The organism is Mesorhizobium shonense, assembly GCF_040545255.1.
In the GTDB taxonomy this organism is placed as follows: Bacteria; Pseudomonadota; Alphaproteobacteria; order Rhizobiales; family Rhizobiaceae; genus Mesorhizobium; species Mesorhizobium shonense.
Genome location: NZ_JBEPLM010000014.1, coordinates 75,264 through 98,761, shown reverse-complemented (window position 1 = coordinate 98,761; position 23,498 = coordinate 75,264). Strand labels below are relative to the sequence as shown.

The window sequence follows — 23,498 nt, the reverse complement described above, 5'->3', positions numbered from 1 at the left end:
TCACAAGAAACGCGTGCTTCCAAGCAGTGAAGTTGGGCCGCTGGACGCACCTGGCGAAACTACGACCACTTTCTGCGGAGCTCCTTTGCGCACCGTAGCTCAATTGGATGACCGTGCCCACCACCAGTTCACATTGTCGGCCAGGACAGCGCAAGCCTTCCCCCTGGCGCAGTTCCGACGCCCGTACCAAACTGCCCGCTTTCTCGGCCCAGGGTCTGCTGCAACCAGGCAACGTCCCTGTTAGCCGCGCGGATGAGCTGGAAACGGCGGATCTGGAAGGGCACCAGTTCGAGCGCGACCAGATCGCTTCCAGGACCAAGGTCGGCGATATACATCAGGGCAAGGTCAGGCCGGAATTGCCTGTGGCCTTTGATGCCTTCATAGTCATTCAGGAAGTCGCCGCAGCCATAAAGAATGAGGCGGTTCCGGTACACTTCGATGGATTTGGCATGATGCGATGAGTGGCCGTGAACGATGGATATGTCCGCCCTGTCGATCAGTTCGTGGGCGAACCACCTTTGCTCCTCCGGGATGTCATAGCCCCAGTTTGGTCCCCAATGAAGGGAGACCACGACCACATCATTTTCTCGTCGGTCCGCAGCCACCAGATCGGCGATCGCTGCGACAGTCGCATCGGAAAGCGCAGGTAGAAAGTTCACTCCGGCCCGGTCATGCGTCGCCGCCCAATGTCGAGGGACGCCGCTCGTCTTCGAGGCGAACGAAAAAACAAGTGCGCGCCCCGCGTCGGTGTCTGCCAAAATCGCCGGGGCGCTTGCTTGGGCGGCATTGCGCCCCGCTCCAGCGGTCTTGATTTGCAAACGCTCGAGCGTTGCCAGGGTCTCCAGCAGCCCGGCGCGCCCCCAATCAAGAACGTGATTGTTAGCGAGAACGCAGCAGTCGATCCCCGCGGCGACAAAGCAGCCGGCGTTCTCGGGGCTCATCCTGTAGTTGATGCCCTTGGCGACATAGGCGTCGCAGCGCGTAATGCTGGTTTCGAGATTTATGATGCTCGCGTCCGGCCGCGCCCGCTCCAATTCCTGCAGCGCTGCACCCCAGATGTAGGGGAAGTCGACTGGCGTCGGTATCGGTTGGTTCGCCGCCTCCGCCATCCGGACATAGTCTATGGCCGATTGCACATAGCGCTCGTGAAGACGAGGGTCACACGGATGTGGAAGCGCCTGGTCTATGCCTCGCCCCGTCATCACATCGCCACAGAGAAAGATCCGCATGACGCGTACCAGCCGGGCCCATCACGATCAGTCATGCCGCTCATGACCCGCAGGCCTTGCTCAATTGCTGGAGTCCACACGAGCGAAGACCATCATCGCGCATATACTCCGACGAGAACCGCCTCGGCGAGGAGATGCTTGCGCGCTTCTCGTTCGACCGCCTGACACGATAGGTTGTTGCCGAGCGGCAGGTGATCAATCGACAGCGCAAGCAACCGGAAATGATAGCGGTGTCTGCCATGGCGATGCGGTGGGCAGGGACCACCGTAACCTGGTCGCCGGAAATCGTTGGTTGCCTGCTTGAAGCCTTGTTTGCCGCGGTGCTGGGCAGCGCCTTCGGCCAACTCTACACAATCGGCCGCAATGTCATAGGCCGCCCAGTGATGCCAGATCCCCGCCGGCGCGTCTGGATCATCGCAGAGAAGGACAAAGCTGCGGGTGCCGGCCGGAGCGCCGGTCCAGCCGAGGGGAGGGAACGATCCTCACCGTCGCAGGTGAAACGCCGCGGGATCGTCGCACCGTTAGCAAAACTGCTTGAACTGAGCTGCATGGGTCGCCCCTGACGCTGTTGCCGCGCCGCGCAACACTCAGTCCCAAACGCTAGGTGCCAGGCAAAACTGGTAGGAAGCGCGGGCGTCGCCTTGAGGCTGCGTTCCGACACGAGCTTCACGATTGATCTGACGCAAGGATAGGCGCTCTATCGAAAATGTACGAGACAATATTGAAATGGCAGTTCGTTTCGCCCTGCCGCTCCGTCCAAGCGCCGCGTCGCGCGCATCGTAGCCAGTGATGGCAAGGCTGTGATACTATTGGACAAGGTGCGCTGCGGTTGGCAATTGCCGTTCCCGCGCAGCCAACGACCGCGCAGTGCTAATCGGGTCGCGGGTTTCGTCCCGTCGAACGAGTGGCCTCGGACCATGGAACTTGTCGTTGCTCTTGGGCTGATCGTCTTCAAGGTCGCGTTGCTGATTGCGATCCTGCTGCTGCTGCCCTTGCCGCTGACCTGGGTGGAACGCAAGGTCGCGGGGCACATGCAACAGAGGATGGGGCCGATGCGAGTGGGATGGCACGGGCTGCTGCAGCCGGTCGCGGACGGGGTCAAGCTCTTGACCAAAGAAGACCACATCCCGGCCGAGGCGGACCGCTTCCTGTTCAAATTGGCGCCAATCCTGGCGCTCGCCCCGCCCTTCGTGGTCTTTGTCGCGGTTCCCTTCGGCGATTCCGTTTCGGTCCTCGGCACTAGGATCACTCTTTACGTTTCCAACATGAACGTGGCGCTCCTTTTCGTCTTTGCGGTGATCGGGATTGAGGTCTACGGCGTCATCTTCGGCGGCTGGGCGGCAAACAGCAAATACGCTGTCCTGGGCAGCCTCAGAACCTGCGCTCAGATGATCAGCTACGAGATCCCGATGGGGTTCGCGGTCATCGGCGTGGTCATGCTTGCGCAATCCATGAGCCTGCTCGACATCGTGCGGGCGCAAGCCGATGTCTGGAACATCGTCTACCAGCCGGTCGGGTTCTTCGTGTTCTTCGTCGCCGGGCTGGCCGAATCGCAGCGCATTCCCTTCGACCTGGCGGAAGCGGAAGGCGATCTGGGGGCCGGGTTCCATACCGAATACAGCGGTATCCGCTTTGCGTTCTTCATGGTCAGCGAATACGCCGTCATGCTTCTGACGTCGGTCCTGGCGGTGATCCTGTTCTTCGGCGGCTGGAACGGCGTGCTGGTCCCATTGCCACCGCTCGTCTGGTTCCTGCTCAAGGTCGCTGTCTTCGTCTACTTGTTCATCTGGTTCCGCTTCACTTTCCCGCGCTACCGCTACGACCAGTTGATGGCGATCGGTTGGAAGGTCTTGCTTCCTCTGTCGATGGCGAACATAATCATAACCGGTGTTGCTTTCCTTTAGGGGTTGCAACGAGGCGACGATGTCGCGCGCACTGGACAGAACTGGGACATGGATCGGCTGGGCGTTCTTCGCCGATCTAACGAACGCCTTGGCGCTGACCTTCGGCTACATGTTCTCCAGACCCGTGACCATGCAGTATCCGGACAAGGAAAAATGGTTGCCCTATTCGCGTTACCGCGGGCATCACTTCCTGAAACGCGACGACGAGGGCGAGATCAAATGCGTAGCCTGCGAACTCTGTGCGCGGATTTGTCCCTGCGACTGCATCGAAGTCGTCCCCTACGAGGACGAGAAGGGCAATCGACACCCGGCAAAATTCGAGATCGACATGGCCCGGTGCCTGTTCTGCGGGCTGTGCGAGGACGCCTGTCCGGCGGACGCGATCGCGCTTGGCCAACAGTACGAATTCTCGAGTTTTTCCTCGCGTGACCTGGTGATCGGGCGTGACGATCTGCTCGGCAAGCCGGGCAAGGCGACGACCGGCGGCGGCGTGGTCGCCGCACGACTGAATACCGAACAGGACGTGCTGGTCGAGGCGAGCGAGCCGCAGGGGTACAACTGGTGGCGAAATATTCGACGAACATGAAGGCGCGCCAACTGGCAAGCCGGAGCGCGCAGACAGGAGGCTCATATGCTGGTCTGCCAAATCTTGAAGGCCAAGGCTCCCGAGGTCGTTTCGGTCACTCCGAGTCAGACGATGGTGGAAGTGCTACGGCTGTTTCGGGAGAACAACATCGGCTTCGTGGTCGTCAGCCGTTTCCCCGGCGATTGCCTGGGTACGCTGTCGGAGCGGGACTGCTGCAATGCGGTGGCTGAATACGGGACCGAGGCGCCCTTGATGCGGGTCGCTGAAATCATGAACCGCAGTGTGGCGACCTGTTCGGGACAGGATTTCCTGCCCTCGGTGATGGCGATCATGACCGAACGGCGCACGCGCCATGTGCTGGTCATGGATGGCCGCGCGCCTGTCGGGGTGGTGAGCATCGGCGACGTGGTCAAGCACCGCCTTGAAGAATTGATGAGCAACGAGCAGGTGCTGTACGATTACATTGCCGGGACCGGCTATCACTGATCGCCGGCTCAAGGTGCAGAGGATAGGTTTGCCAGGGAACCCGTGGTGCCTCAGCCCGGATTGCCAAGCCGCGCCCCGTCGTTAGCGAGAGTGGCGATCTCGAAAGCGGGGTGCGCGATTTCAACGTGCACCGGACATGGGTATTCGCCCCGCCGCAGCAGACTGTTGAGACGCAGGGCTCTGTAGTTCTCGGGAGCGAACAGGAGACCCTTGGGAAAACGCTTGTTGACCTTGAGCTTCGCCGTCATTTCGCCGTGGGTGGATCGCACGACCACCTGATCGCCATCCGAAAGGCCAAGCCGCGCCACATCTTCCGCGCTCATCTCGACATATGGGTCATCCGCGACCGTATTTAGGACCTCCGAGTGCTCGGAAAGATATCCGTTGTGGAACAGGCAGTTGCCGGTGACCAGCATGAGCCCGCCGGTGGCAATAAGGGCTGGCGGGGGAGCGAAGAACTCGCCTGCCGGCGGCGCTGAGGCGGCCGCCTTGGTGAATGCTCCATCGGCGCCAAGTCCGTCCTGCGTCAACCCCTGGTAGCCCCGAACCAGCTGGGCAATTTCGCCGAAGATTTCGGCTTGGATCGACGGCCACAACGCCTGGCCGCGAAGCGCCGCAACGAAGTCGAATATCGCCAGATTATCGCGCGCCTCGAGGGCGGGATCGCGGAACTTGCCGACCCTCTGGGTGCGGCCTTCGTTGTTGGTAAACGTGCCGGATTCCTCGCCATAACTCGCCGCGGGCAGCACGACATCCGCTAGGCCCGCCGTATCCGTGAGGAACGTGTCCTGCACGATCAGGAGATCGGCGGCACGAAGCGCCCGCTGCACGAATCGCCGGTCGGGATAGGACATCAGGGGGTCGCTGCCGGCGATATAGAGCGCACCCATTCGTTTCCTCTCACAAAGCTTCAGCATGGCGTCGAAATCCACGCCCGGTTCAGACGGGATTTCGGCGTTCCAGGCCCGCTCGAGAGTTGTGCGTGCTGCATCATTGGCCAGCGCCCGCAGCCCTGGCAGCGCCGTCGGCAGAACGCCCATGTCCCAGGCGCCGAGCTGGTTGGCACGGTCGAAGAGGAACTGCATCGCCGGACCCTTACCGAGCACGCGGAGAACCTGCAAAAGGTTGCTGAGCTGCTGCATCGTCGCGCGCGCCAGGGGCGATCTCAGGAGGTCGGCGCTGACAAGCACGGTGATGCTTCGGCCTTGCAGCAGCGCTGCGGCCAGGCGGTCCGGACCGTCACTGTCGGTGGCCGCCGCCGGCCCGTCGGTTGTGGCGACGATGTTCGCAAATTCGTCGCCCGGCAATGCCTGACCAGCTGCTCCCAGTCCGGTCACCACCGCGGCAAGCCCCTGAGCCTCACCGCCCGGCGGCACGCGAACGACTGCCCGCGCATCGGCGTCCAGACGGGATGGCCGCGCCGAAAGCATGAGCAACCTGGTCTGTCGCCGGCGCGCACCATCCCGCAGCAAATATTCGGTGACCGGGTTCTCGTCGGTAACGTTGCCGCCGACGACAAGCACACAATCGTTGCCGATCACCTCCTCCAGCGGCGCGCGCGTGTAGAAGGCGGCTACCAACGGGCCGAGCACATCAAAGGGCGTGGACCAGCGCGAGGAGCAGTCGATATTGTTGGTCCGGAAAGCCGTGCGCATCAGTTTCTGGAACTGATAAAGCACCTCGTTTGGCAGGCGCGGCGAGGCTAGCCCGCCTGCGGCCTTTCCGGCGACGGCCGACAGCCGCCGGCGGAGGTAGTCACCGGCTTCGTCCCAGGAAACCGGAACAAGGCCCCCGTCACGACGGATCATCGGCCGCTTGATCCGGTCCTCGCTTCCGACGAAGTCGAGGCCGAAGCGCCCGCGCACGCAGAGCGTTTCGCGGTTGACTCCGTGCTCTACCTTCGAGCGGACCCGCATGAACTCGCCCTTGCGTGTGCCGACGGTCAGTTGGCAGCCGGTGCCGCAATGCGGGCAGATTGTGTCGGTCTCGACCAGATCCCAGGGCCGCGCCTTGTAGCGATACGGGAAGCTCATCAGCGCGCCGACCGGGCAGACCTCGACGCAATTGCCGCACTGGTCGCAACTCGCGAGACTGCCCTCGAAGCCGGTGACAGCGGTATCCATACCTTTCTCGACGGTGCCCAATGCGACCGCGCCGACGACTTCTTCGCACATCCGGACGCAGCGCTGGCACTGGATGCAGCGGTTGACGTTCATGATGATGACCGGGCTGAGACGGATGTCCTCGGAGTGAAACACACGCTTGGCATCGCGGAACCGGCTTGTGCGGGGCCCGTACGCCATCACCATGTCTTGAAGCTCACACTCGCCGCCCTTGTCGCAAATCGGGCAGTCGAGGGGGTGGTTGGCGAGCAGCATGTCGAGCATGGAAGAGCGCGTTTCGTCGATCAGCTGCGTGTTCGTCCGCACCACCATCCCCTCGGTGACCGCGGTGGCGCAAGAAGGCTGCAGCCGCCGCTGCCCCTCAATCTCAACCAGGCACATGCGGCAGGAGGCCAGCGCCGGCAGCCGCTTCAGATAGCAGAAGGTCGGGATGGCGATGCCCAAACGCTCGGCCGCCTGGAGCACCGTAGAGCTCGCCTCCACTTCCAGCGTTCGTTCATCGATTGTCACGCGAACCATGGCTTTCCTCGCGGTCTTCTCGCTGCGCCCTCCTCAGTGAAACGGGCACCTCCGCTCCTCGATATGCGCGACGAATTCATGCTTGAAATGCACCAGTGCTGCCCGCAGGCCCATTGCCGCGCCATCACCCAGAGCGCAGAACGTGTTGCCGAAAATGCCTTTGCAGAGCGCCTCCAGCTGTTCCAGATCGCCCGGCGCGCCCTGACCCGCCTCGACCCGGCGCAGCACTTTCACGACCCAGTTCAGCCCTTCGCGGCAGGGTGTGCACTTGCCGCAGGACTCGTGGTGGAAGAACTCGATGATCCGGGTGGCGACTTTGACGACGCAGGTCGAGTCGTCGATCACGATCACCCCGGCCGAGCCGAGCATCGAGCCGACGGCGGCCAGCGAGTCGAAGTCCATCCCCACGTCCAGCCCGCGCTCCGGGATCATCGGCGCCGAGACCCCGCCTGGGATCACCGCCTTGAGCTTGCGCCCCGGCAGCGGCCCGCCGGCGCAGTCTTCGACCAGTTCGCGCAGTGGTATCCCCATCGGCAGCTCGTAAAGGCCCGGTTTCCGCACCTGTCCGCTGAGGCAATAGAGCTTCGGGCCGGGACTCTTGTCCGGGCCGATGCCGCGGAACCAGTCCGGTCCTCTCACCACGATATGCGGTACGCAGGCCAGCGTCTCGACATTGTTGATCACGGTCGGGCTGGCGTAGAGCCCTTCGACGGCCGGAAACGGCGGTTTCAGACGCGGCTGCGCCCGCTTGCCTTCGAGCGAGTCGAGCATCGCGGTCTCCTCGCCGCAGATATAGGCGCCGGCGCCGCAATGGATGTGCATGACGAAGCTGAAATCCGAGCCCAGGATCCGTGTTCCCAGATAGCCCTTCGCATGGGCTTCGGCGATCGCCTGCTCCAGCCGCGAGATCGCCAGCGTGTATTCCCCGCGGATGTAGACATAGGCGGTTTCCGCTCCTATCGCGTAGGCGCTGATCGCCATGCCTTCGATCAGTTGGTGCGGGTCACGCTCCATGATGATCCGGTCCTTGAAGGTGCCCGGCTCGCCCTCATCGGCGTTGCAGCACAGGTATTTCGGCTTGCCGGCACGCTTGGGCACGAAGCTCCATTTCGCTCCGGTTGGGAATCCGGCTCCGCCGCGCCCACGCAGGTTGGATTTCTTGACGAGGTCGATGATCTCGTCGGGCGTGTGCTCCCGCAGCGCCTTGGTCAGCGCCTGGTAGCCCCCGCCGGCCTCATAAGTCGCGAGCAGATGGCCATCCGGCACGTCCACGTTCCTGAGAAGGACCGGTTCGAACATGGCGCTATTCTCCCGGCGGGCCCGCGGCGGCGAGACCGGCGCCAGTCGCCTGCCGCATCGTCGTGCGCAGCCTGTCCAGGAGCGCGTCGATCTGCGCGATGTCGAGGTCGCCGTGATAGTCGTCGCCGACCTGCATCACCGGGGCCATCTCGCAAGCGCCGAGGCATTCGACGGTCGAAAGCGTGAACAGCCCGTCTGGGGTCGTGCCGCCTTTCTTGATGCCGAGCACCTCCTCCAGGTGCCTCAGCAAGTCCTCGGATCGCCGCAGCATGCACGAGATATTGTCGCAGAGCTGCAGGTGGAAAATGCCGACCGGCTCGGTATGGAAGAGGGTGTAGAAGGTCGCCAGTTCATAGACCCAGATTCGCTCGACGCCGAGGATGTCGGCGACCTCCTCCAGCACCGCGCCAGGCAGGTGGCCACGTTCTTTCTGAGCTATCAGAAGCGCAGGCATGATCGCCGAGCGCTGGTCGGGGTACCGCGACGCCGCCTCTTCGATCTTTTCGCGCATGCTCATCGCGTCCAAATCCCTGCTATTTGTCCACCTCCGCCATCACGGGGTCGAGGCTGCCGAGCACGGCGATCATGTCCGCCAGGTAACGTGCGTTGGTGACCCCAAAGAGTGCCTGAAGGTTGACGAACGAGGGTGCCCGGACCTTCATGCGGAAGGGTTTCGGCGACCCGTCACTGATGATGTAGAAGCCGAGCTCGCCCTTTGGCGCCTCGATCGCCGAATAGACTTCACCCTTAGGCACGTTGAAGCCATAGGCCGACAGGTCGAAATGCTGGATCAGCGCCTCCATCGAGCAGTGCACCCGATCCTTGTCCACCGGGAAGGCGACTGTCGGCATGTCGATCTGGAACGGCCCGTCGGGCATCTGGTCGAGGCATTGCTCGATGATCCGTACGCTCTCGCGCATTTCCTCGACGCGGCATCGCCAGCGTGCGTAGCAATCGCCTTCATCGCGGGTGATGACGTTGAACGAGAGCCGGTCGTAGATCTCATAGGGCTCGTCGCGGCGGATATCCCAGTCGACGCCTGAGGCGCGCAGGTTCGGGCCGCTCAGGCCGAGATCGATGCCGTCTTCGGCCGAAATCAAACCGATTCCCTGCGTGCGTTTCAGGAACACCCGGTTGTTATCGACCAGCCGTTCATAGTCGCGGATCCGGTTCGGGAAGATGTCGCAGAACTCGCGGATCTTTGGGAAGAATCCGTCGGGCAGATCCTCGCGCACCCCGCCGACCCGGCAGAACGAGGTGTGCATCCGCGCCCCGCTGATCATCTCCAACAGGTCCATGATCATTTCGCGCTCGCGCATGGCGTAAAGGAGCGCGGTCATGGCGCCCAGGTCCAGCGGGAGTGCGCCGGTGATCAGGAGATGACCGGATATCCGCGCCAGTTCGGCCATCAGCACGCGGATATATTGCGCGCGGATCGGCGCTTCGATGCCCAAGAGCTTCTCCACCGCCAGTGCGAAGGCAAGGTTGTTCGAGGGCGGGCAGAGGTAGTCGAGCCGGTCGGTCAGCGGGAAGATCTGGGTGTAGGAGAAGCTTTCTGCCAGTTTCTCGGTACCGCGGTGGAGGTAGCCGACATGCGGGTCAACGCGGGCGACATATTCGCCGTCCAACTGGAGGACGAGCCGCAGGACCCCATGCGTGCTGGGATGCTGCGGGCCGAGGTTGAGAAGCACCTCCCTGGTGTGGGGCGCATCGGATTCCGGCCAACTCAGTTCCGTGACTTCGGTCATCTCAAGCCCCGGTGTGAAACGGCCTCCCTATGGAATGTCCTTGGTGGCAAGGTCGGGCTGCGTCGGCGGCGGGCCTTCGGCGCCAAACGGATTCAGCTTGTCCCTGTAGCCACGGAGCGGAAAGTCCTTGCGCTGCGGGAAGCCCTCGAACCCTTCCCACATATAGATGCGGCGCAGGTCGGGATGGCCCTCGAACCTGATCCCGTACATGTCCCAGGCCTCGCGCTCATGCCAATTGGCGGTGCGCCAGACCCCCGTCACCGACGGGACCCGCGGCGGATCGCCTAAGCGGCACTTGATCCGCACGCGCCATTTGTTCGGCAGCGACAAGAGGTGGTACACCGCCTCGTAACGCGGCGCCTCGGGGTAGTGATCGACCCCGCAGATGTCGGACAAGAAATCGAACCGCAGCGCCGGGTGTTCCTTCAGGAACCGGCAGAGCGCCACGATCATGTCAGGCGGAGCGGCGAAAACGTGGATTCCATGCGAGAAGCCAAGCTCCTTGACTGCCCCCTCGAAACGTTCGGCGATCAGGGTGCGGATGAGGGGCGTCTCCACGCTCATGGCACCGCGACCCGGTCCAGGGGCGTCCCGGCCAGCGCCCTGGATTTCTTGATCTTCTCCTGAAGCAGAAGGAAGCCGTGCATCAGCGCCTCGGGCCGCGGCGGGCAGCCGGGCACATGCACGTCCACCGGCACGAAGGTCTCGGCCCCCTGCACAACCGCATAGGTGTTGTAGACCCCGCCCGAGATGGCGCAGGTGCCCATAGCGATGACCCAGCGCGGCTCCGGCATCTGGTCATAGAGCCGGCGCACCACGGGCGCGAATTTCCGCGTTATGGTGCCGGCAATGATCATCACGTCGGACTGGCGCGGGGAGGGCCGGAACACCACGCCGAAGCGGTCGAGATCGTAGCGGGCACATCCCGCCGAGATCATCTCGATGGCGCAGCAGGCAATGCCGAAGGTTTCGGGCCACAGCGCTGATCTTCGGCTCCAACTGATCAGGCTGTCGGCCGTGGTGAACAGCACACTGTCGCGGATCGCGTTGTTTACGCCTCCCATTCCAGCGCCCCCTTCAGCCAGGCGTAGGCGAAGCCCACGAGAAGCAGCAATATGAAGATGAACATCTCGACATAGCCCACCAGCCCGATCTCCTTCAGGACAACGGCCCAGGGAAAGAGGAACATCGTCTCGACATCGAAGACCACAAAGAGGATCGCGAGGATGAAGAACTGCACCCTGAAGCGGCCTCCGGCGGCTTCGCCCGCCGGGTCCATGCCGCATTCATAGGGCATGTTCTTCGCTGGATAGGGATTGGATTGGCGCAGCAGCGAGGAGACAAAAAGCGTAACCATCGCCACCAGAACAATTCCGGCGACCATGAAAAGAACCGGCAGGAACTCCATTCCGGTCACGTCGCGTAGCCCCAGTCACCTACCGAGGGCTTTGCTCAGGCCGCTACCGACCCCTTCGGGATCGGTGACACGGGCGCCCTGGGAAGCAACTTGGGCATTCCTTTCTTGCGCCGCCAGAGTATTCCGTCGGCCGGATCATTGCAAATCCAATCGGTCAGCCACCAACTGCGGCATGTTGCGCAAGCCTCAGAAATAACGCCGGAAACAGGCCGATGCCAACGGTGCCGGCAGCAGTGAAGGCAAGTGTGGCGCCGACCGCGGGCGTCAGCGCCGGGTCGAACGCGCCCTCCGGCTCGCGCATGTAGATCACCATCACGATGCGGATGTAGAAGTAGGCGGCAACGGCGCTCAGCAGCACCGCGATCACTGCCAGCACGATGAAGCCACGCTCGACGAGCGCGACCAGTACGTAGAACTTGGCGAAGAACCCGGCAGTCGGCGGAATGCCGGCCAACGAGAACAGATAAAGCAGCATCAGAAGCGCCAGCCCGCGATGCGACTTGGCGAAACCGGCGTAGTCCTCGATGACCTCGCCCGAGAAGTTGCCGTTCCGCATCATGATGATGGCGCCGAATATGCCGAGGTTCATGAACGCATAGATCAGCAAATAGAGCATCACGCTGGCCACTCCGTCCGCACCGCCGGCCGCCACACCGAACATGGCGAACCCGGCGTGGGCGATGCTGGAATAGGCCAGGAGGCGCTTGAAATTGTCCTGCACCAGCGCCACGAAACTGCCGAGCGCCATCGTCACTGCCGCAATGACGGCAACGATGATCCAGACATTCGACGCGGCGACCAGCGGGTTGAGGAACACCCGCAGGATCACAGCGAACCCCGCTGCCTTAGGCCCCACCGACATGAAGGCGGTGATCGTCGTCGGCGCCCCTTCATAGACGTCCGGCACCCACATATGGAACGGCACCGCGCCGACCTTGAAAACCAGCCCTGCGACGATAAAAACCACAGCCAGGAGCAACCCGGGATCGAGCGGGTTTCCGGTCACCGCCGTAGCCATCCTGTCCAACTGCGTTGTGCCGGTGAGCCCGTAGATCAGCGAAACGCCATAGAGGAAAATCGCGGTCGAGACCCCGCCAAGGATTACGAATTTCAGCGCCGCTTCGTTCGACCGCTGCTGCTGCCGCAGGAAGCCGGTCAGCACATAGGTGCAGAGCACCATAAGTTCGAGGCCTACATAGATCGACAGGAGGTCGATCGCCGAGGCCATGATCATCATTCCCGAAAGCGCCAAGAGCAACAGTACATAGTATTCACTGCTCCCGATCCCTTCGATCTCGGCATATTTTCGCGAAAGAAGAAATGTCAGAACGGCGATCAGGTAGAACACGACCTTGAAGAAGATCGCGAAGCGGTCGGCGATGAACATACCCGAGTAGGCCGGCCGCACCTCACCCGCCAACATGAGTGTTGCAAAGGCGGCAATCAGCACGATCGCGACTGAAGCCGTGACCAGGAGGTGCTGCTGCCCCTTCCGCAAAAACTGTCCCAGGATCAGTAGGAAGCAGGCCCCGGCAATCACGACGACCTCGGGCAGGCTCGCCAGAATCGACTGGAAAAGAGCGGCGGCGGTCATTGGGCGCCCCCCTTACCGTGCACCTGCGCCAGTAGATGCTTCACCGAGGCGTCGATGATTTCGAGAAAGGGCTTCGGATAGAGTCCGATCCAGACAACCAAGACGGCTAGCGGCAGGATCGCCGCTATCTCGCGGGCGTTCACGTCGCGAACCTTGTACCGCATGCCGATGCTGGCCGGACCAAGCGCGACTTTCCTATACATGCCAAGCAGATAGGCAGCTCCCAGCAACGCCCCCACAACGGCAGCGGCGCCGACAGCGAGGTTGGCTGCGAACGCGCCTGACAGGACCAGCAACTCGCCCACGAACGAATTCGTTCCCGGCAGCGCCATCGACGACAGGGCGAACAGTGCAAGAAACGCCGTATAGACCGGCGCCGCCTTCATCAGGCCGCCATAATCCGCGATGCTGCGGGTATGGGTCCGCTCGTAGATAAGGCCTACAGCCAGGAACAATGCCCCTGTCGTCACGCCATGATTGAACATCTGCAGGATGCCGCCCTCGAGCCCACGGAGGTTCAGCGTGAAAATCCCAAGCGTCACCAGGCCCATGTGACTGATGCTGGAATAGGCCACCAGCTTCTTCAGGTCGTCCTGCGCCAAGGCGAGCAACCCGCCGTAGACGATGGCGACTGCAGAAAGGACCAGCATCAGCGTGGAATAATGCACCGATGCTTGGGGCAGCATCGGCAGCGAGAATCGCAGGAACCCGTAGGCGCCCATCTTCAGGAGCACGGCGGCGAGGATGATGCTGCCGGCCGTCGGCGCCTGTACATGAGCATCCGGGAGCCAGGTATGGACCGGGACCATCGGCACCTTGACCGCGAAGGCGATCAGGAAGGCGAAGAACAGCCATGACTGAATCTGGAACGGCAAATCCTGCGCCATCAGGGCGCGGATGTCGAAAGTCTCGCCACCCTGGAAATAGAGCACGATGACACCGATCAGGAACATGAGGCTGCCTGCCAGCGTGTAGAGGAAAAACTTGAACGCTGCATAGATCCGGCCGTCACCGCCCCAGACGCCGATGATCACGTACATCGGAATAAGCATCGCCTCCCAGAAGACGTAGAACAGGAACAGATCCAGCGCGCAGAACACGCCCAGCATCAGCGCCTGCATGGCCAGCAGGCTGACCATGAATTCCTTCACCTTGCGGTCGATCGCAACCCATGAGGCAAGCACGCAGATCCAGCCCAGCAGCGCGGTCAGGAACACGAAGGGTGCGCTGATCCCGTCGATACCAAGTGCGTAAGTGATCCCTAGCGCGGGCACCCACTGGCGTGTCTCGGTGAACTGCATCTCGTGGGTAGAGGTGTCAAAGCCACCAAGCATGGCGATGCAGAACGCGAAGTCGAGGACGGTGACACCTAGTGCCATCCACCGCACGACATCGTCGCCGCGGACAAACATCAGCGCCGCTGCCCCGACGGCCGGCGTGAACACGATCAGGCTAAGCAAAGGGACCGTCATCGCGCCCCCTACCGCCATGCCACAGCGAATACAGCGATAGCCGCGATCACACCGGCGATCATCGCCAGCGCGTAATGGGTCACGACGCCGCTCTGGAGCCGACGCAGCTTCCCGCCGCCGAGCAGGATCGCGCGGGCTACGCCATTCACGAAGGCGTCCACGCCGTGCAGATCGATCCGCAGTCCTGCCCGTGCCAACCCGTGCAGAAAGGGCAGCGCCGCGGTCTCGGACACATCACTCACCGCCTTCTCGTAGCGCGCCAGCGGTTTTTCGGCGAGCCACATGAAGCGCCGCGCGCCCATGCGGTAGAACCAGTCGGTGTCGATGCTGATCGTATTCTCGGGGTCGAGCGCCCTTAGAAACATGACGAAGCCCAAGGCCGTGAACATCAGCACGCCGAGGCTCTCGGTGACATGTACGGCGGTGTAGGGTTGGAAGTCGACCGGATGCGGCAGGAGTGCGTAGAGCGTCTGGGGGAACACCCCGATCGCAATGCAGAGCACCGCCGCGATGCCCATCGCAACCAGCATGTTGCGCGGCGGCTCTCGCGCTTCCAGCCCGTGGTCCGTGCCGAAGAACATGTAGTACGGGAGCTTGAGTCCGGTGTGCAGGAACGTCCCTGACGATGCCATCGTCAGCGCCAGCACCACCAGCGCGCGATGATCCTGTCCGGCGGCGGCCACCACCATCGACTTGGTGACGAAGCCCGAAAAGAAAGGGAATGCCGAGATCGCAAAGGCGCCAACCATGTACAGCGCAAGGGTTACCGGCATGGTCTTGTAGAGCCCTCCGAGTTCGGTGAGCTTGCGCCGCCCTGTGACGTGGATCACCGCACCCGCACCCATGAAGAGGAGTGCCTTGTAGAGAATATGCGCGAAGGCATGGCTGACGGCGCCGTTCACCGCCATCTCGGTCCCGATGCCGATGCCCGCCACCATGTAGCCCACCTGGCTGACGATGTGATACGCCAGGAGCCGCCGGCAATCGTTCTCCAGCACCGCGTAGATGACCCCGTAAAGCGCCATCACAGTGCCAAGCCAGACAAGAAGATCGGTCCCCGGAAATGCCCGCGCCAGCACATAGACGGCGGTCTTCGTGGTGAAGGCGCTCATGAATACCGCCCCGGTGACGGTCGCTTCCGGGTAGGCGTCGGTCAGCCAGGCGTTGAGTGGCGGCACCGCAGCGTTGAGCAAGAACCCGACCAGGATCAGGCAGGTGGCGAAGCCCAGCCCGCCCTCGATCGGGCCGAAGAGCAACGAACCTGTGGCGACCCCATGAAGAATGATGCCGCCGAGCAGGGCAACGCTGCCGGTTATATGGACCATGAGGTAGCGGAACCCTGCGCCGAAAGCCTGCTCGCCGCGCTGGGCAAAGACCAGGTAGGCAGAGGCAAACGTCATGCCCTCCCAGAAAAGGAACAGGGTCAGGTAGTCGCCGGCGAACACTACCCCGAGCGCGCTGCCGACGTAGATGAAAGCCGCCACATGCTGTCCTGCGTGCGTGAGATGCAACGCATAGACCATGCCGATTAATGCCATGATGCTGAAAACGGTGGCGAAGAGGACGCTTAGCTTGTCGACCTTCGCAACAATGATTTCCTGCCCGATGAACCGCGCCGCGCCGTAGCCGCCAGGATGCATCGTGAGCACGGCCAGGATCGCCAGCGTCGGGATCAGCAGCACATAGGCCTTGCGGACAGACCCATTTAAAAGGGGAATCGGAAGCGCGCCGAGAATGAACAGCAGGCCGGGATGGACGAAGTCAGTCATAATAGTCCTCGCGCCGCATCAGCCCGCACTGATGGCCAAAAAACTTGGACACGAAGATCAGAAGCACGCAGGAGCCGAAGCCATAGAGGGCAGACCAGCCAGGCAGCCGTTCCCACAGGTATTCGGCGTGTTCGCGGAAGACCAGAAAGTCGGCGATGACGATCAGGACGAGCACCAGATAGAATAGCCGGCGACGCCTTTTCGCATGTCTCTCATCGCCAAAGAAATCGACGAGACGCTTGATCATCTGACGACTCTTTCCGCCAGGGCGAGGAAATAGTCCGGGTAGATGCCCATCGCCACCGACAGGATGGCGGTCGCGACGAGCGGGAGCGCTAGCATCGGAATTTCACGAACGGTCGCCGGGCATTCCTGCGCCTCCGTCCCGAAAAAAGCCGCATAGCTGACTGGTAGGAAATAGGCGGCGTTCAGGACCGAACTAGCCAAGAGCACGATAAGGAAGGGGGTCTCCCCGGCCTCCACCGAGCCGAGCGCCAGATACCACTTGCTGATAAAGCCCGCGGCCGGCGGTACTCCGATCATGCTGAGCGAGGCGACGAAGAACGCCCCCATCGTCCAAGGCAACCTGCGGCCGATGCCGGCCATGTCGCTGATGTTGCGCTTGCCAGACGCGCAGTAGATCGACCCGGCGCAGAAAAAGAGAGTGATCTTCGAGAATGCATGCGCCGCGATGTGGATGATCCCGCCTACCATCGCGGCGGGCGACAGCAGAACCGCGCCCAGCACGATGTAGGAGAGTTGGCTGACCGTCGAATAGGCGAGCCGTGCCTTCAGGTCGTCCCGCGTCAGGGCGTAGATGGACGCCATCAGGATCGTGAACGAGACCACATAGGCCGTGGCGATGCCGAGTCCCAGCCCGCCCACCAGCCCCGCGCCGAAGACGTGGAACACCACGCGCAGCACGCAGAACACACCCATCTTGACAACGGCCACCGCATGCAAGAGCGCGCTAACCGGTGTCGGCGCCACCATCGCCGCAGGCAGCCATGCGTGCATGGGCATCACCGCGGCCTTGGCGAAGCCGAAGAGGTAGCAGAAATAGACGACGGTTAGCAGCGACGCTGACGCGTTGGCCCCCGCCAGCAGTCCTCCCGCTACAAAGTCGAGCGACCCCGCAATCTGGTAAGTCAACGCAAGTGCGGCCAGGAGCACGCTTTTCGACGCACCCATCAAATAGACGAGGTACTTGCGGCTGCCAGTCCATCCCTCCTCGTCCTCGTGGTGGTAGACAAGCGGATAGGTAACGAGGCTCAGCACCTCGTAGAAGATCACCAACGTGAACAGATTGGCGGCAAAGGCGCCCCCGGCGGCGGCCGCGAGGCTGGCGGCGAAGCAGGCGAAGAACCGGGTCTGCGCATGCTCATTCAAGTGCCGCATGTAGCCGATGGAATAGATCGACGCCACGATCCACAGCAGCGACGAGACGGTGGCAAACACCATACCGAGCGCATCGACACGGAAAGCGAAGTCGATCCCCGGCAGAATCTCGAAAAGGCGCAAATCGACTGTCCCGCCCGCCAGCACCGTGGGCGCCATTGAGGCGACAATTGCGAACATGGCGATCGCGGCCAACGGCGAGACGGCATCGCGAAGTTTCTCGCGTTTGTTTAGAAGGAGAACTGCAAGGGCCGCCAGAACTGCGACGGCAATGGCAAGCAGCGGCCGGATCGAAATCACCGGCTATCCTTTCAAAATGGTCACTTCGTCGACCTTGAGAGTGGACTTGTTCCTCGCGAGGGCGACCAAGATGCCGAGGGCAACGGCGACTTCCGCCGCTGTGATTGCGATGACGAAGATTGCGAAAATCTGCCCGCGGAAGTCGTCGTAGTAATGCCCGAAAGCGATGAAATTGATATTGACCGAGTTGAGCAGCAGTTCCAGCGACATCAGCACGACCAGGATATTGCGTCTGAGCAGCACGCCTGCTGCTCCGATCACGAACAGGACAACTCCGAGCACGATGTACCACCAGAGCGGCACCATCACCGCGGCTCCTTCCGCGCCAGCACGATGGCGCCTACCAGGGCCGCCAGCAGGATGACGGAGGCGACTTCAAACGGCAGGAGATAGTCGGCGAAAAGCGTCGTGCTGAGCTGCCTGACCTCACCGCCGGTGCGCATTGCGACAGGCTCCGCGACCGAAAAGCGGTCGCTCCTGAGCACCAAAACAAGCATCTCGACCCCAAGCAGGACGAGCAGCACCAGAACAGGCAGGTTGCTGCCGGGCAAGAACCGCTGCAACACCGCTTCGCGCACATCAATCATCATGATCACGAACAGGAACAGGACCATGATCGCGCCGACATAGACGAAGATCTGGATGACCGCGAGCAACGGCGCCTCCAGCAAGACGAAGATCGCCGATATCTGCAGGAAACACGCCATCAGCGCTAATGCGCTGTGAACTGGATTCCGCGCCAGGACCAAGGTCAGAGCCGCGACTACGGACGCCGCAGCGAACAGAAGAAAGAACCCCTGATCCATCGACGCCGCTCCTCCGACACGAACTGTCGCTCGGCGCGACAGGGCCGGACTTGAGATAGCTGTCCACTTCCGCTCACAAATTGTGCCCTAGTATCGGATTTTTCTCAAGATTATCGAGGCTTGGCGCTGCGCTAAACTGACTACTCATATTGGAGAGCGCGGCGCACTTCTCGGAAAGCCTTGCTGATCCGTAACAGGTCAGGCTCGGTTGAAACGGGGCTTGAGGCGGCACGGAAGGGCGGCAGACGACGACGCCGGTATGGATATCGGAGACGAAGCCTGCCGATGCACGTCGAGTGCGGCCTGAAGCGCGTCGCGCTGAAGCGGATTCAGGCGACGCGCTTTAAGTATTTGTCTTGATGCATGTCGCCCAAAACCGCTGCGCACTTTTGGGCGACATGCATTAGTTTAGGCCGCGGTGCGACCAGATCCGCTTGCCGTCCTGGCCGAGCGTCCCTTTAAAATTTAGCCTGCAAGGGCCTGCAGAGCCGGCGGGGAGCGGCCGAACGGCTGGAGCTTGAGCCTCAGGCCGCGAAACGATACGGAATGATACGGGAAGAGTTTTGATTTTGGCCCACGAAAAGTCGAAAAAACAAAGGTATGAATACATCCTCCGGGCCTATCGTTGTCGTTATTTATCAATGATTTAGCGCCAGTTTCTTCCTTCGGTTTGCCAAGTCCAAGGTGGCGAACCTTCGCATATCGCTTTGATTTAGTTGACTTATGGTGGGCCGCCGAGGCTACCGCCAATACAGCGCCGTTGTCGAAATCGTTTGTTGAAACGGACTTTTTTTGGGCCGGCTGCTGCCGACATCGCGGCCCTCGATCGTCCGCTCGGCTTTTTGGAGATCTATGTCGTGCGTGCCCGCGCACGAACGGCTTCCGGAAAGTCCGGCAACGCATGTGGACGCTCTCGGTTCTGTTTGTAATCGATTGGGATTCCACCACCAATACCCTAAAAGCACCAAGCCCAGCTTCTGTCCGATTGATGGATGACGTTGGTCGAGAGCGGTGGTAATATTTTAGATACACATGGTCCGCTGAGCCTAGCAGCGCCCATGGAGTGCCGGTTGGGAGACTCCTCCTTCCTACGAGTTGCTGGTGCACCGACGCATTGGATCTATAGATCTCGGCAACTCGCCGGCGCTGGCGTACATTCCCGTAGCGTCAGCGACCCATCGATCGGAGATTTTAGGGGTGCAACTGGGCAGGTCCTGCCTGTCTGAGAAAGACTAGCTTCCCGTCCAGTTGTGAGATGACGATACCATCGTTGTCGAGAGGGAGCACGTCGACCGGGCGGGTCAGACCGTCGAGAAGCACTTGCCTTTTTCCTGATGCCAGGTTCACACTGAGAAGCCTTCCGCTTTCGGAAGCCCATCCACGGGATTGATCGAAAGTGCCGTGCTCTAGGATCAGCATCTCTCCCGTCTTTTCGAAAACGACATCGACCGGAGCATTTAGGCTGACGGCGTCGATGCGGGCGACGCTTGTTTGGCCGGCCTGCGGCAGCGAGATAATTTGGCCACTGCCGGCAACGAAGGGAAACCCGCCAAACAGGGAGACGTAAAGCCGGCCGCCATGCACGGCGAGGCCGGTTGGAACCGCGTCGAACTCGTATTTTTGCTTGTCGCCGAACTCGGTCGGCGACAAGGCCGTAAGGGACTGGCCGCTGGTGCTCAGCCGAGCGAAGGCGAAGAGTTGTGTCCGGTCGCTGCCGTTGAGCAAAAGGCGTTCGACGGAGTTTCGCGCGGCGTCTATGACGTAGAGCGAGTCACCGGACACGGCGAAGTCGTACGGGTTCCAGAAGTCGTTGCTGACGACCTTCGTGACGGCGCCCTCGTCGACCTCGAGCATCGCGTGGTCGTTGGGGCCTTCGTCATGGTTCGCTGGCGTCCAGCCCTGGGCGACGAGATAGCCGCTGCCACGGCGCTCGACCCGATACGGCCCGGTCGGGTCGCCCATGACGTCGGTGCCATGCGGCAAGACGGGCCCGAAAGCGATGAAACGGTCGTTCCGAGTGTACCTGTAGAGGCGGCCGTCGGCGAGGTCCGTGACCAGAAGGGCATCGCCGTCGCGTGCAAGACCGGCGAAGATCGCCCCCGGCATTTGCACGGTTTCGACTTTGTATCCTGGCGCCGCCTTCGGCTCCGCCACCCCGTCTGTTGTGACAATCACGAGCGAAAGGGCGATCAATCCGATGAGCGCGCGCATCGGAAGCCTCCATTGGCAGCGAAGCGAAAATCCGGGTCGTAGGCAAGCCGGTAGGTCGTGCTCAGGCGGGTGGGGTCGCTATTCCACGCGCCACCGCGAAGCACCCGATACTTTCTGGCAATTTCGGGCGATGCTTCGCCGTCGTAGGGCGCATAAAAGTCGCGGGTCCATTCCCACACATTGCCGACCAGGTTGAGCAGGCCCTCCCTGCTTGCCCCTAGCGGAAACGATCGGGCCGGCGCCGTAGTGTCATCACCATCGCAACAAGCGTCGCGTCCATATTTGGCCCGTGCCGCGTCTACGGGCGCATCGCCCCAGGGAAAGCGCGCTCCCCGCGGCCCGCGTGCCGCGCGCTCATATTCCTTCTCGGATGGCAGCGTCAGGCCGTAGTGGGCGCAGAACGCCTCGGCATCGGCAAAGCTGACGCCGACGACCGGGTGATCGGGCAGGCCCAGGACTGGATGCCGGTCGTAGAAGGCGGCCCGATGGCCCGTCGCCGCGACGAAGCGGCGGTATTGCGCGTTGGTGATCTCGGTCTGGTTCATGGCGAAGGCCCGGCCTTTGACGATGTGCTGCGGCTGCTCATTTTCATTGCCCATGTCGTTGCCGAAGACGAACGAACCTCCGGGTATTTCGACAAGCGGGTTGTCCGCGATAACATCATCGTCGGCCGCGGCGGCTCCGGCCCATATGAGTGCCGCGACGGCCAGGAGCTTTCTAGAAATCGACACGTCCTTGACTCTGGCGATCAAACAGGAACACCTGTTCGGGCGCAAAGCCGACATTCACGATCTGATCGAAGTCGCCCACGAAGTTCTTGTCGGCGCGAATGGTGAGCAAGGTCGCTCCGGCGCGCACGGTGACCAGCGTGTTTTCGCCGGTCAGTTCGACCGAATATATCGGGGCGGCGACATCGGCGTTTGCGCTTGCGGCGGGAAGGACATGGATGTCCTCCGGGCGAGCGCCGAGCACAGCCCTTGCAACGCTCGCGCTCCCAAAGCCGTCGACCCTGATGCCGCCGGGGCTTGTGAAGACACCATCTTTCACCTCACCCTCGATAAGGTTCATCGGCGGCGAACCAATAAAGCCAGCGACGAAGAGGGTTCGCGGGTCGTTGTAGATCTCCCTCGGCGTGCCGAGCTGCTCGATCACGCCCTTGTTCATCACCGCCACCCTGTCAGCGAGTGTCATCGCCTCGATCTGGTCATGAGTGACGTAGATCGTCGTCACCTGAAGCTCGTGCTGGAGGTGCTTGAGTTCGGCCCGCATCTGGACCCGCAACTTGGCGTCGAGATTGGACAGCGGTTCGTCCATCAAGAAGACCTTTGGTGTGCGGATGATGGCGCGGGCCAGTGCGACGCGCTGGCGCTGCCCGCCAGAGAGCTGCTTCGGCAGCCGGTCGAGGAGGCCGTCGAGCTCGACCCGGCGTGCCACCTCGATGACCATCCGGCGCCGCTTGTCCTCCGGCACCTTCCGGATCTTCAAGGGGTAGCCGATGTTATCCGCGACACTGAGGTGGGGGTAGAGCGCATAGGACTGGAAGACCATCGCAACATCGCGATATTTCGGCAGTACGTCGTTGACCCGGTCGCTGCCGATGAAGATGGCTCCGGCAGTAACCTCCTCGAGGCCAGCGACCATGCGCATGGTCGTGGTCTTGCCGCAGCCCGAAGGTCCAAGCAGGACGAGAAATTCCTTGTCGCGCACCTCAAGATTGAGGTCGCTGACCGCAGTGAATGCGCCGAACTTCTTGATCACGCCATTGAAGACGACCGAGGCCATGGCTCACCCCTTGACCGCGCCGAACGAGATGCCGCGAACCAGGTGTTTCTGGACGACGAAGGCGAAGATCATGATCGGGATGCAGGCGGTGAAGCCGGCGGCGCTGATCTCGCCCCAATAGGTGTTGTACTGGGTGACGCGCCCGGCAATGCCGATCGGTAACGTCTGCGATCGTTCGGTCAGGGTCAGGATAAGGGCGAGCAGGAACTCGTTCCATGAAATGATCAGGCAAAAGATGGCGGTGGCCGCAAGCCCAGGGCGGGCGAGGGGCAAGGCGACATGCAGGAACGCGCCCCATCGCGTATCGCCGTCGACCATCGCCGCCTCCTCGAGCTCGACCGGCAGGTCCTGGAAATAGCTCTTCATCATCCAAGTCGCGAAAGGCAGGTTAAACGCCGTATAGGCGATGATCACCGCAGGCTTGGTATTCAGCATGCTGAGATGGTTGAAGGCGATGTAGAGCGGGATAATCGTCACGATCGGCGGCATCATGCGCGTCGACAGGATCCAGAAGGATATCTGGTAGCGCCATCTGCCCGGATACTGGAAACGGGCGAGCGCATAACCAGCCAGTGAGCCAAAGACGACCGAGACGAGCGTCGTCGAGACCGCGATGATCAGGCTGTTCAATGCGTAGATCAGGAAAGGCCGCTCAACGAAAGCGGCGTGGTAGTGCTTCAATGTCGGATTAGCGGGGACCCATTGCGGCGGTATCGAGAAGATATCGATGTCGTATTTGAACGAATTGGCTGCGATCCAGTAGACCGGGAAGAGGGTGATCACGAGCGCTACGGCGATCGTCGCATAGGCGGCGATGCGCTGGATTCCGATGCTCTTTCGCCGGTGCGCCATGGA

The 23,498-nt window shown here is 61.9% G+C and carries 22 protein-coding genes and 1 pseudogene; 3 read left to right on the top strand and 20 right to left on the bottom strand.

Annotated elements, in window-relative coordinates; translation table 11 throughout:
* Positions 1-128 precede the first annotated feature (128 nt).
* Positions 129-1,229 (bottom strand): CapA family protein, encoded by a 1,101-nt coding sequence (locus ABID26_RS28450; protein ID WP_292371988.1) that lies wholly within the window; start codon positions 1,227-1,229, stop codon positions 129-131.
* A gap of 92 nt (positions 1,230-1,321) precedes the next feature.
* Positions 1,322-1,642: pseudogene (locus ABID26_RS28445) on the bottom strand (YbhB/YbcL family Raf kinase inhibitor-like protein); the annotation flags it as partial.
* A 504-nt stretch (positions 1,643-2,146) separates the two neighbouring features.
* Here ABID26_RS28445 and nuoH point away from each other — a divergent pair.
* The 3 genes from nuoH to ABID26_RS28430 are packed head-to-tail and all read left to right on the top strand — an operon-like array spanning position 2,147 to position 4,205.
* Positions 2,147-3,133 (top strand): NADH-quinone oxidoreductase subunit NuoH, encoded by a 987-nt coding sequence (gene nuoH, locus ABID26_RS28440; protein WP_292372228.1) that lies wholly within the window; start codon positions 2,147-2,149, stop codon positions 3,131-3,133.
* Positions 3,134-3,152: 19 nt separating this feature from the next.
* Positions 3,153-3,719, top strand: coding sequence for an NADH-quinone oxidoreductase subunit I (locus ABID26_RS28435; protein ID WP_292371986.1), 567 nt, complete (start codon positions 3,153-3,155; stop codon positions 3,717-3,719).
* A 45-nt stretch (positions 3,720-3,764) separates the two neighbouring features.
* Positions 3,765-4,205 carry a CBS domain-containing protein gene (locus ABID26_RS28430; protein WP_126101958.1) on the top strand — a complete coding sequence of 147 codons (441 nt, stop codon included), beginning with the start codon at positions 3,765-3,767 and terminating at the stop codon, positions 4,203-4,205.
* Positions 4,206-4,255: 50 nt separating this feature from the next.
* Here the strand turns inward: ABID26_RS28430 and nuoG are convergent, their stop codons facing one another.
* The 18 genes from nuoG to ABID26_RS28340 form a co-directional block, all read right to left on the bottom strand.
* The gene (gene nuoG, locus ABID26_RS28425; protein WP_292371984.1) at positions 4,256-6,847 is read right to left on the bottom strand and encodes an NADH-quinone oxidoreductase subunit NuoG; all 2,592 of its coding nucleotides are present in this window, start codon (positions 6,845-6,847) and stop codon (positions 4,256-4,258) included.
* Between the two features lie 33 nt (positions 6,848-6,880).
* Complete coding sequence (gene nuoF, locus ABID26_RS28420) at positions 6,881-8,146, bottom strand: NADH-quinone oxidoreductase subunit NuoF (protein WP_292302200.1); 1,266 nt, start codon at positions 8,144-8,146, stop codon at positions 6,881-6,883.
* Between the two features lie 4 nt (positions 8,147-8,150).
* Complete coding sequence (nuoE, locus tag ABID26_RS28415; protein ID WP_126101955.1) at positions 8,151-8,663, bottom strand: NADH-quinone oxidoreductase subunit NuoE; 513 nt, start codon at positions 8,661-8,663, stop codon at positions 8,151-8,153.
* 16 nt (positions 8,664-8,679) lie between these two features.
* Positions 8,680-9,894 carry an NADH dehydrogenase (quinone) subunit D gene (gene nuoD, locus ABID26_RS28410; protein WP_292368933.1) on the bottom strand — a complete coding sequence of 405 codons (1,215 nt, stop codon included), beginning with the start codon at positions 9,892-9,894 and terminating at the stop codon, positions 8,680-8,682.
* Positions 9,895-9,921: 27 nt separating this feature from the next.
* A complete protein-coding gene (locus ABID26_RS28405; protein ID WP_126101953.1) occupies positions 9,922-10,458 on the bottom strand; it encodes an NADH-quinone oxidoreductase subunit C in 537 nt (178 codons plus the stop codon).
* A complete protein-coding gene (locus ABID26_RS28400; RefSeq protein ID WP_111547966.1) occupies positions 10,455-10,958 on the bottom strand; it encodes a NuoB/complex I 20 kDa subunit family protein in 504 nt (167 codons plus the stop codon). The genes ABID26_RS28405 and ABID26_RS28400 overlap by 4 nt, the downstream gene beginning before the upstream one ends.
* Positions 10,946-11,311 (bottom strand): NADH-quinone oxidoreductase subunit A, encoded by a 366-nt coding sequence (locus ABID26_RS28395; RefSeq protein WP_126101952.1) that lies wholly within the window; start codon positions 11,309-11,311, stop codon positions 10,946-10,948. The genes ABID26_RS28400 and ABID26_RS28395 overlap by 13 nt, the downstream gene beginning before the upstream one ends.
* Before the next feature lie 154 nt (positions 11,312-11,465).
* On the bottom strand, positions 11,466-12,905 hold the full coding sequence (locus tag ABID26_RS28390) for an NADH-quinone oxidoreductase subunit N (RefSeq protein ID WP_126101951.1): 1,440 nt from the start codon (positions 12,903-12,905) through the stop codon (positions 11,466-11,468).
* On the bottom strand, positions 12,902-14,377 hold the full coding sequence (locus ABID26_RS28385) for an NADH-quinone oxidoreductase subunit M (RefSeq protein WP_292302190.1): 1,476 nt from the start codon (positions 14,375-14,377) through the stop codon (positions 12,902-12,904). The genes ABID26_RS28390 and ABID26_RS28385 overlap by 4 nt, the downstream gene beginning before the upstream one ends.
* A gap of 8 nt (positions 14,378-14,385) precedes the next feature.
* The gene (locus tag ABID26_RS28380; protein ID WP_126101949.1) at positions 14,386-16,146 is read right to left on the bottom strand and encodes a Na(+)/H(+) antiporter subunit D; all 1,761 of its coding nucleotides are present in this window, start codon (positions 16,144-16,146) and stop codon (positions 14,386-14,388) included.
* Positions 16,139-16,393 (bottom strand): hypothetical protein, encoded by a 255-nt coding sequence (locus ABID26_RS28375; RefSeq protein WP_126101948.1) that lies wholly within the window; start codon positions 16,391-16,393, stop codon positions 16,139-16,141. Before ABID26_RS28375 ends, ABID26_RS28380 begins: the two co-directional genes overlap by 8 nt.
* Positions 16,390-17,844, bottom strand: coding sequence for a monovalent cation/H+ antiporter subunit D family protein (locus ABID26_RS28370; protein ID WP_126101947.1), 1,455 nt, complete (start codon positions 17,842-17,844; stop codon positions 16,390-16,392). Before ABID26_RS28370 ends, ABID26_RS28375 begins: the two co-directional genes overlap by 4 nt.
* A gap of 3 nt (positions 17,845-17,847) precedes the next feature.
* A complete protein-coding gene (nuoK, locus tag ABID26_RS28365) occupies positions 17,848-18,150 on the bottom strand; it encodes an NADH-quinone oxidoreductase subunit NuoK (protein WP_126102850.1) in 303 nt (100 codons plus the stop codon).
* Positions 18,150-18,650: an NADH-quinone oxidoreductase subunit J gene (locus tag ABID26_RS28360; protein ID WP_126101946.1), complete on the bottom strand. Its 501-nt coding sequence runs from the start codon at positions 18,648-18,650 to the stop codon at positions 18,150-18,152. Before ABID26_RS28360 ends, nuoK begins: the two co-directional genes overlap by 1 nt.
* Positions 18,651-19,841: 1,191 nt before the next feature.
* Positions 19,842-20,861 (bottom strand): ScyD/ScyE family protein, encoded by a 1,020-nt coding sequence (locus ABID26_RS28355; protein WP_292371979.1) that lies wholly within the window; start codon positions 20,859-20,861, stop codon positions 19,842-19,844.
* Complete coding sequence (locus tag ABID26_RS28350; RefSeq protein ID WP_292371977.1) at positions 20,840-21,613, bottom strand: formylglycine-generating enzyme family protein; 774 nt, start codon at positions 21,611-21,613, stop codon at positions 20,840-20,842. Before ABID26_RS28350 ends, ABID26_RS28355 begins: the two co-directional genes overlap by 22 nt.
* Positions 21,579-22,643: an ABC transporter ATP-binding protein gene (locus ABID26_RS28345; RefSeq protein ID WP_292368942.1), complete on the bottom strand. Its 1,065-nt coding sequence runs from the start codon at positions 22,641-22,643 to the stop codon at positions 21,579-21,581. The genes ABID26_RS28350 and ABID26_RS28345 overlap by 35 nt, the downstream gene beginning before the upstream one ends.
* 3 nt (positions 22,644-22,646) lie before the next feature.
* A complete protein-coding gene (locus ABID26_RS28340) occupies positions 22,647-23,495 on the bottom strand; it encodes a carbohydrate ABC transporter permease (RefSeq protein WP_292302177.1) in 849 nt (282 codons plus the stop codon).
* Positions 23,496-23,498: the final 3 nt, after the last annotated feature.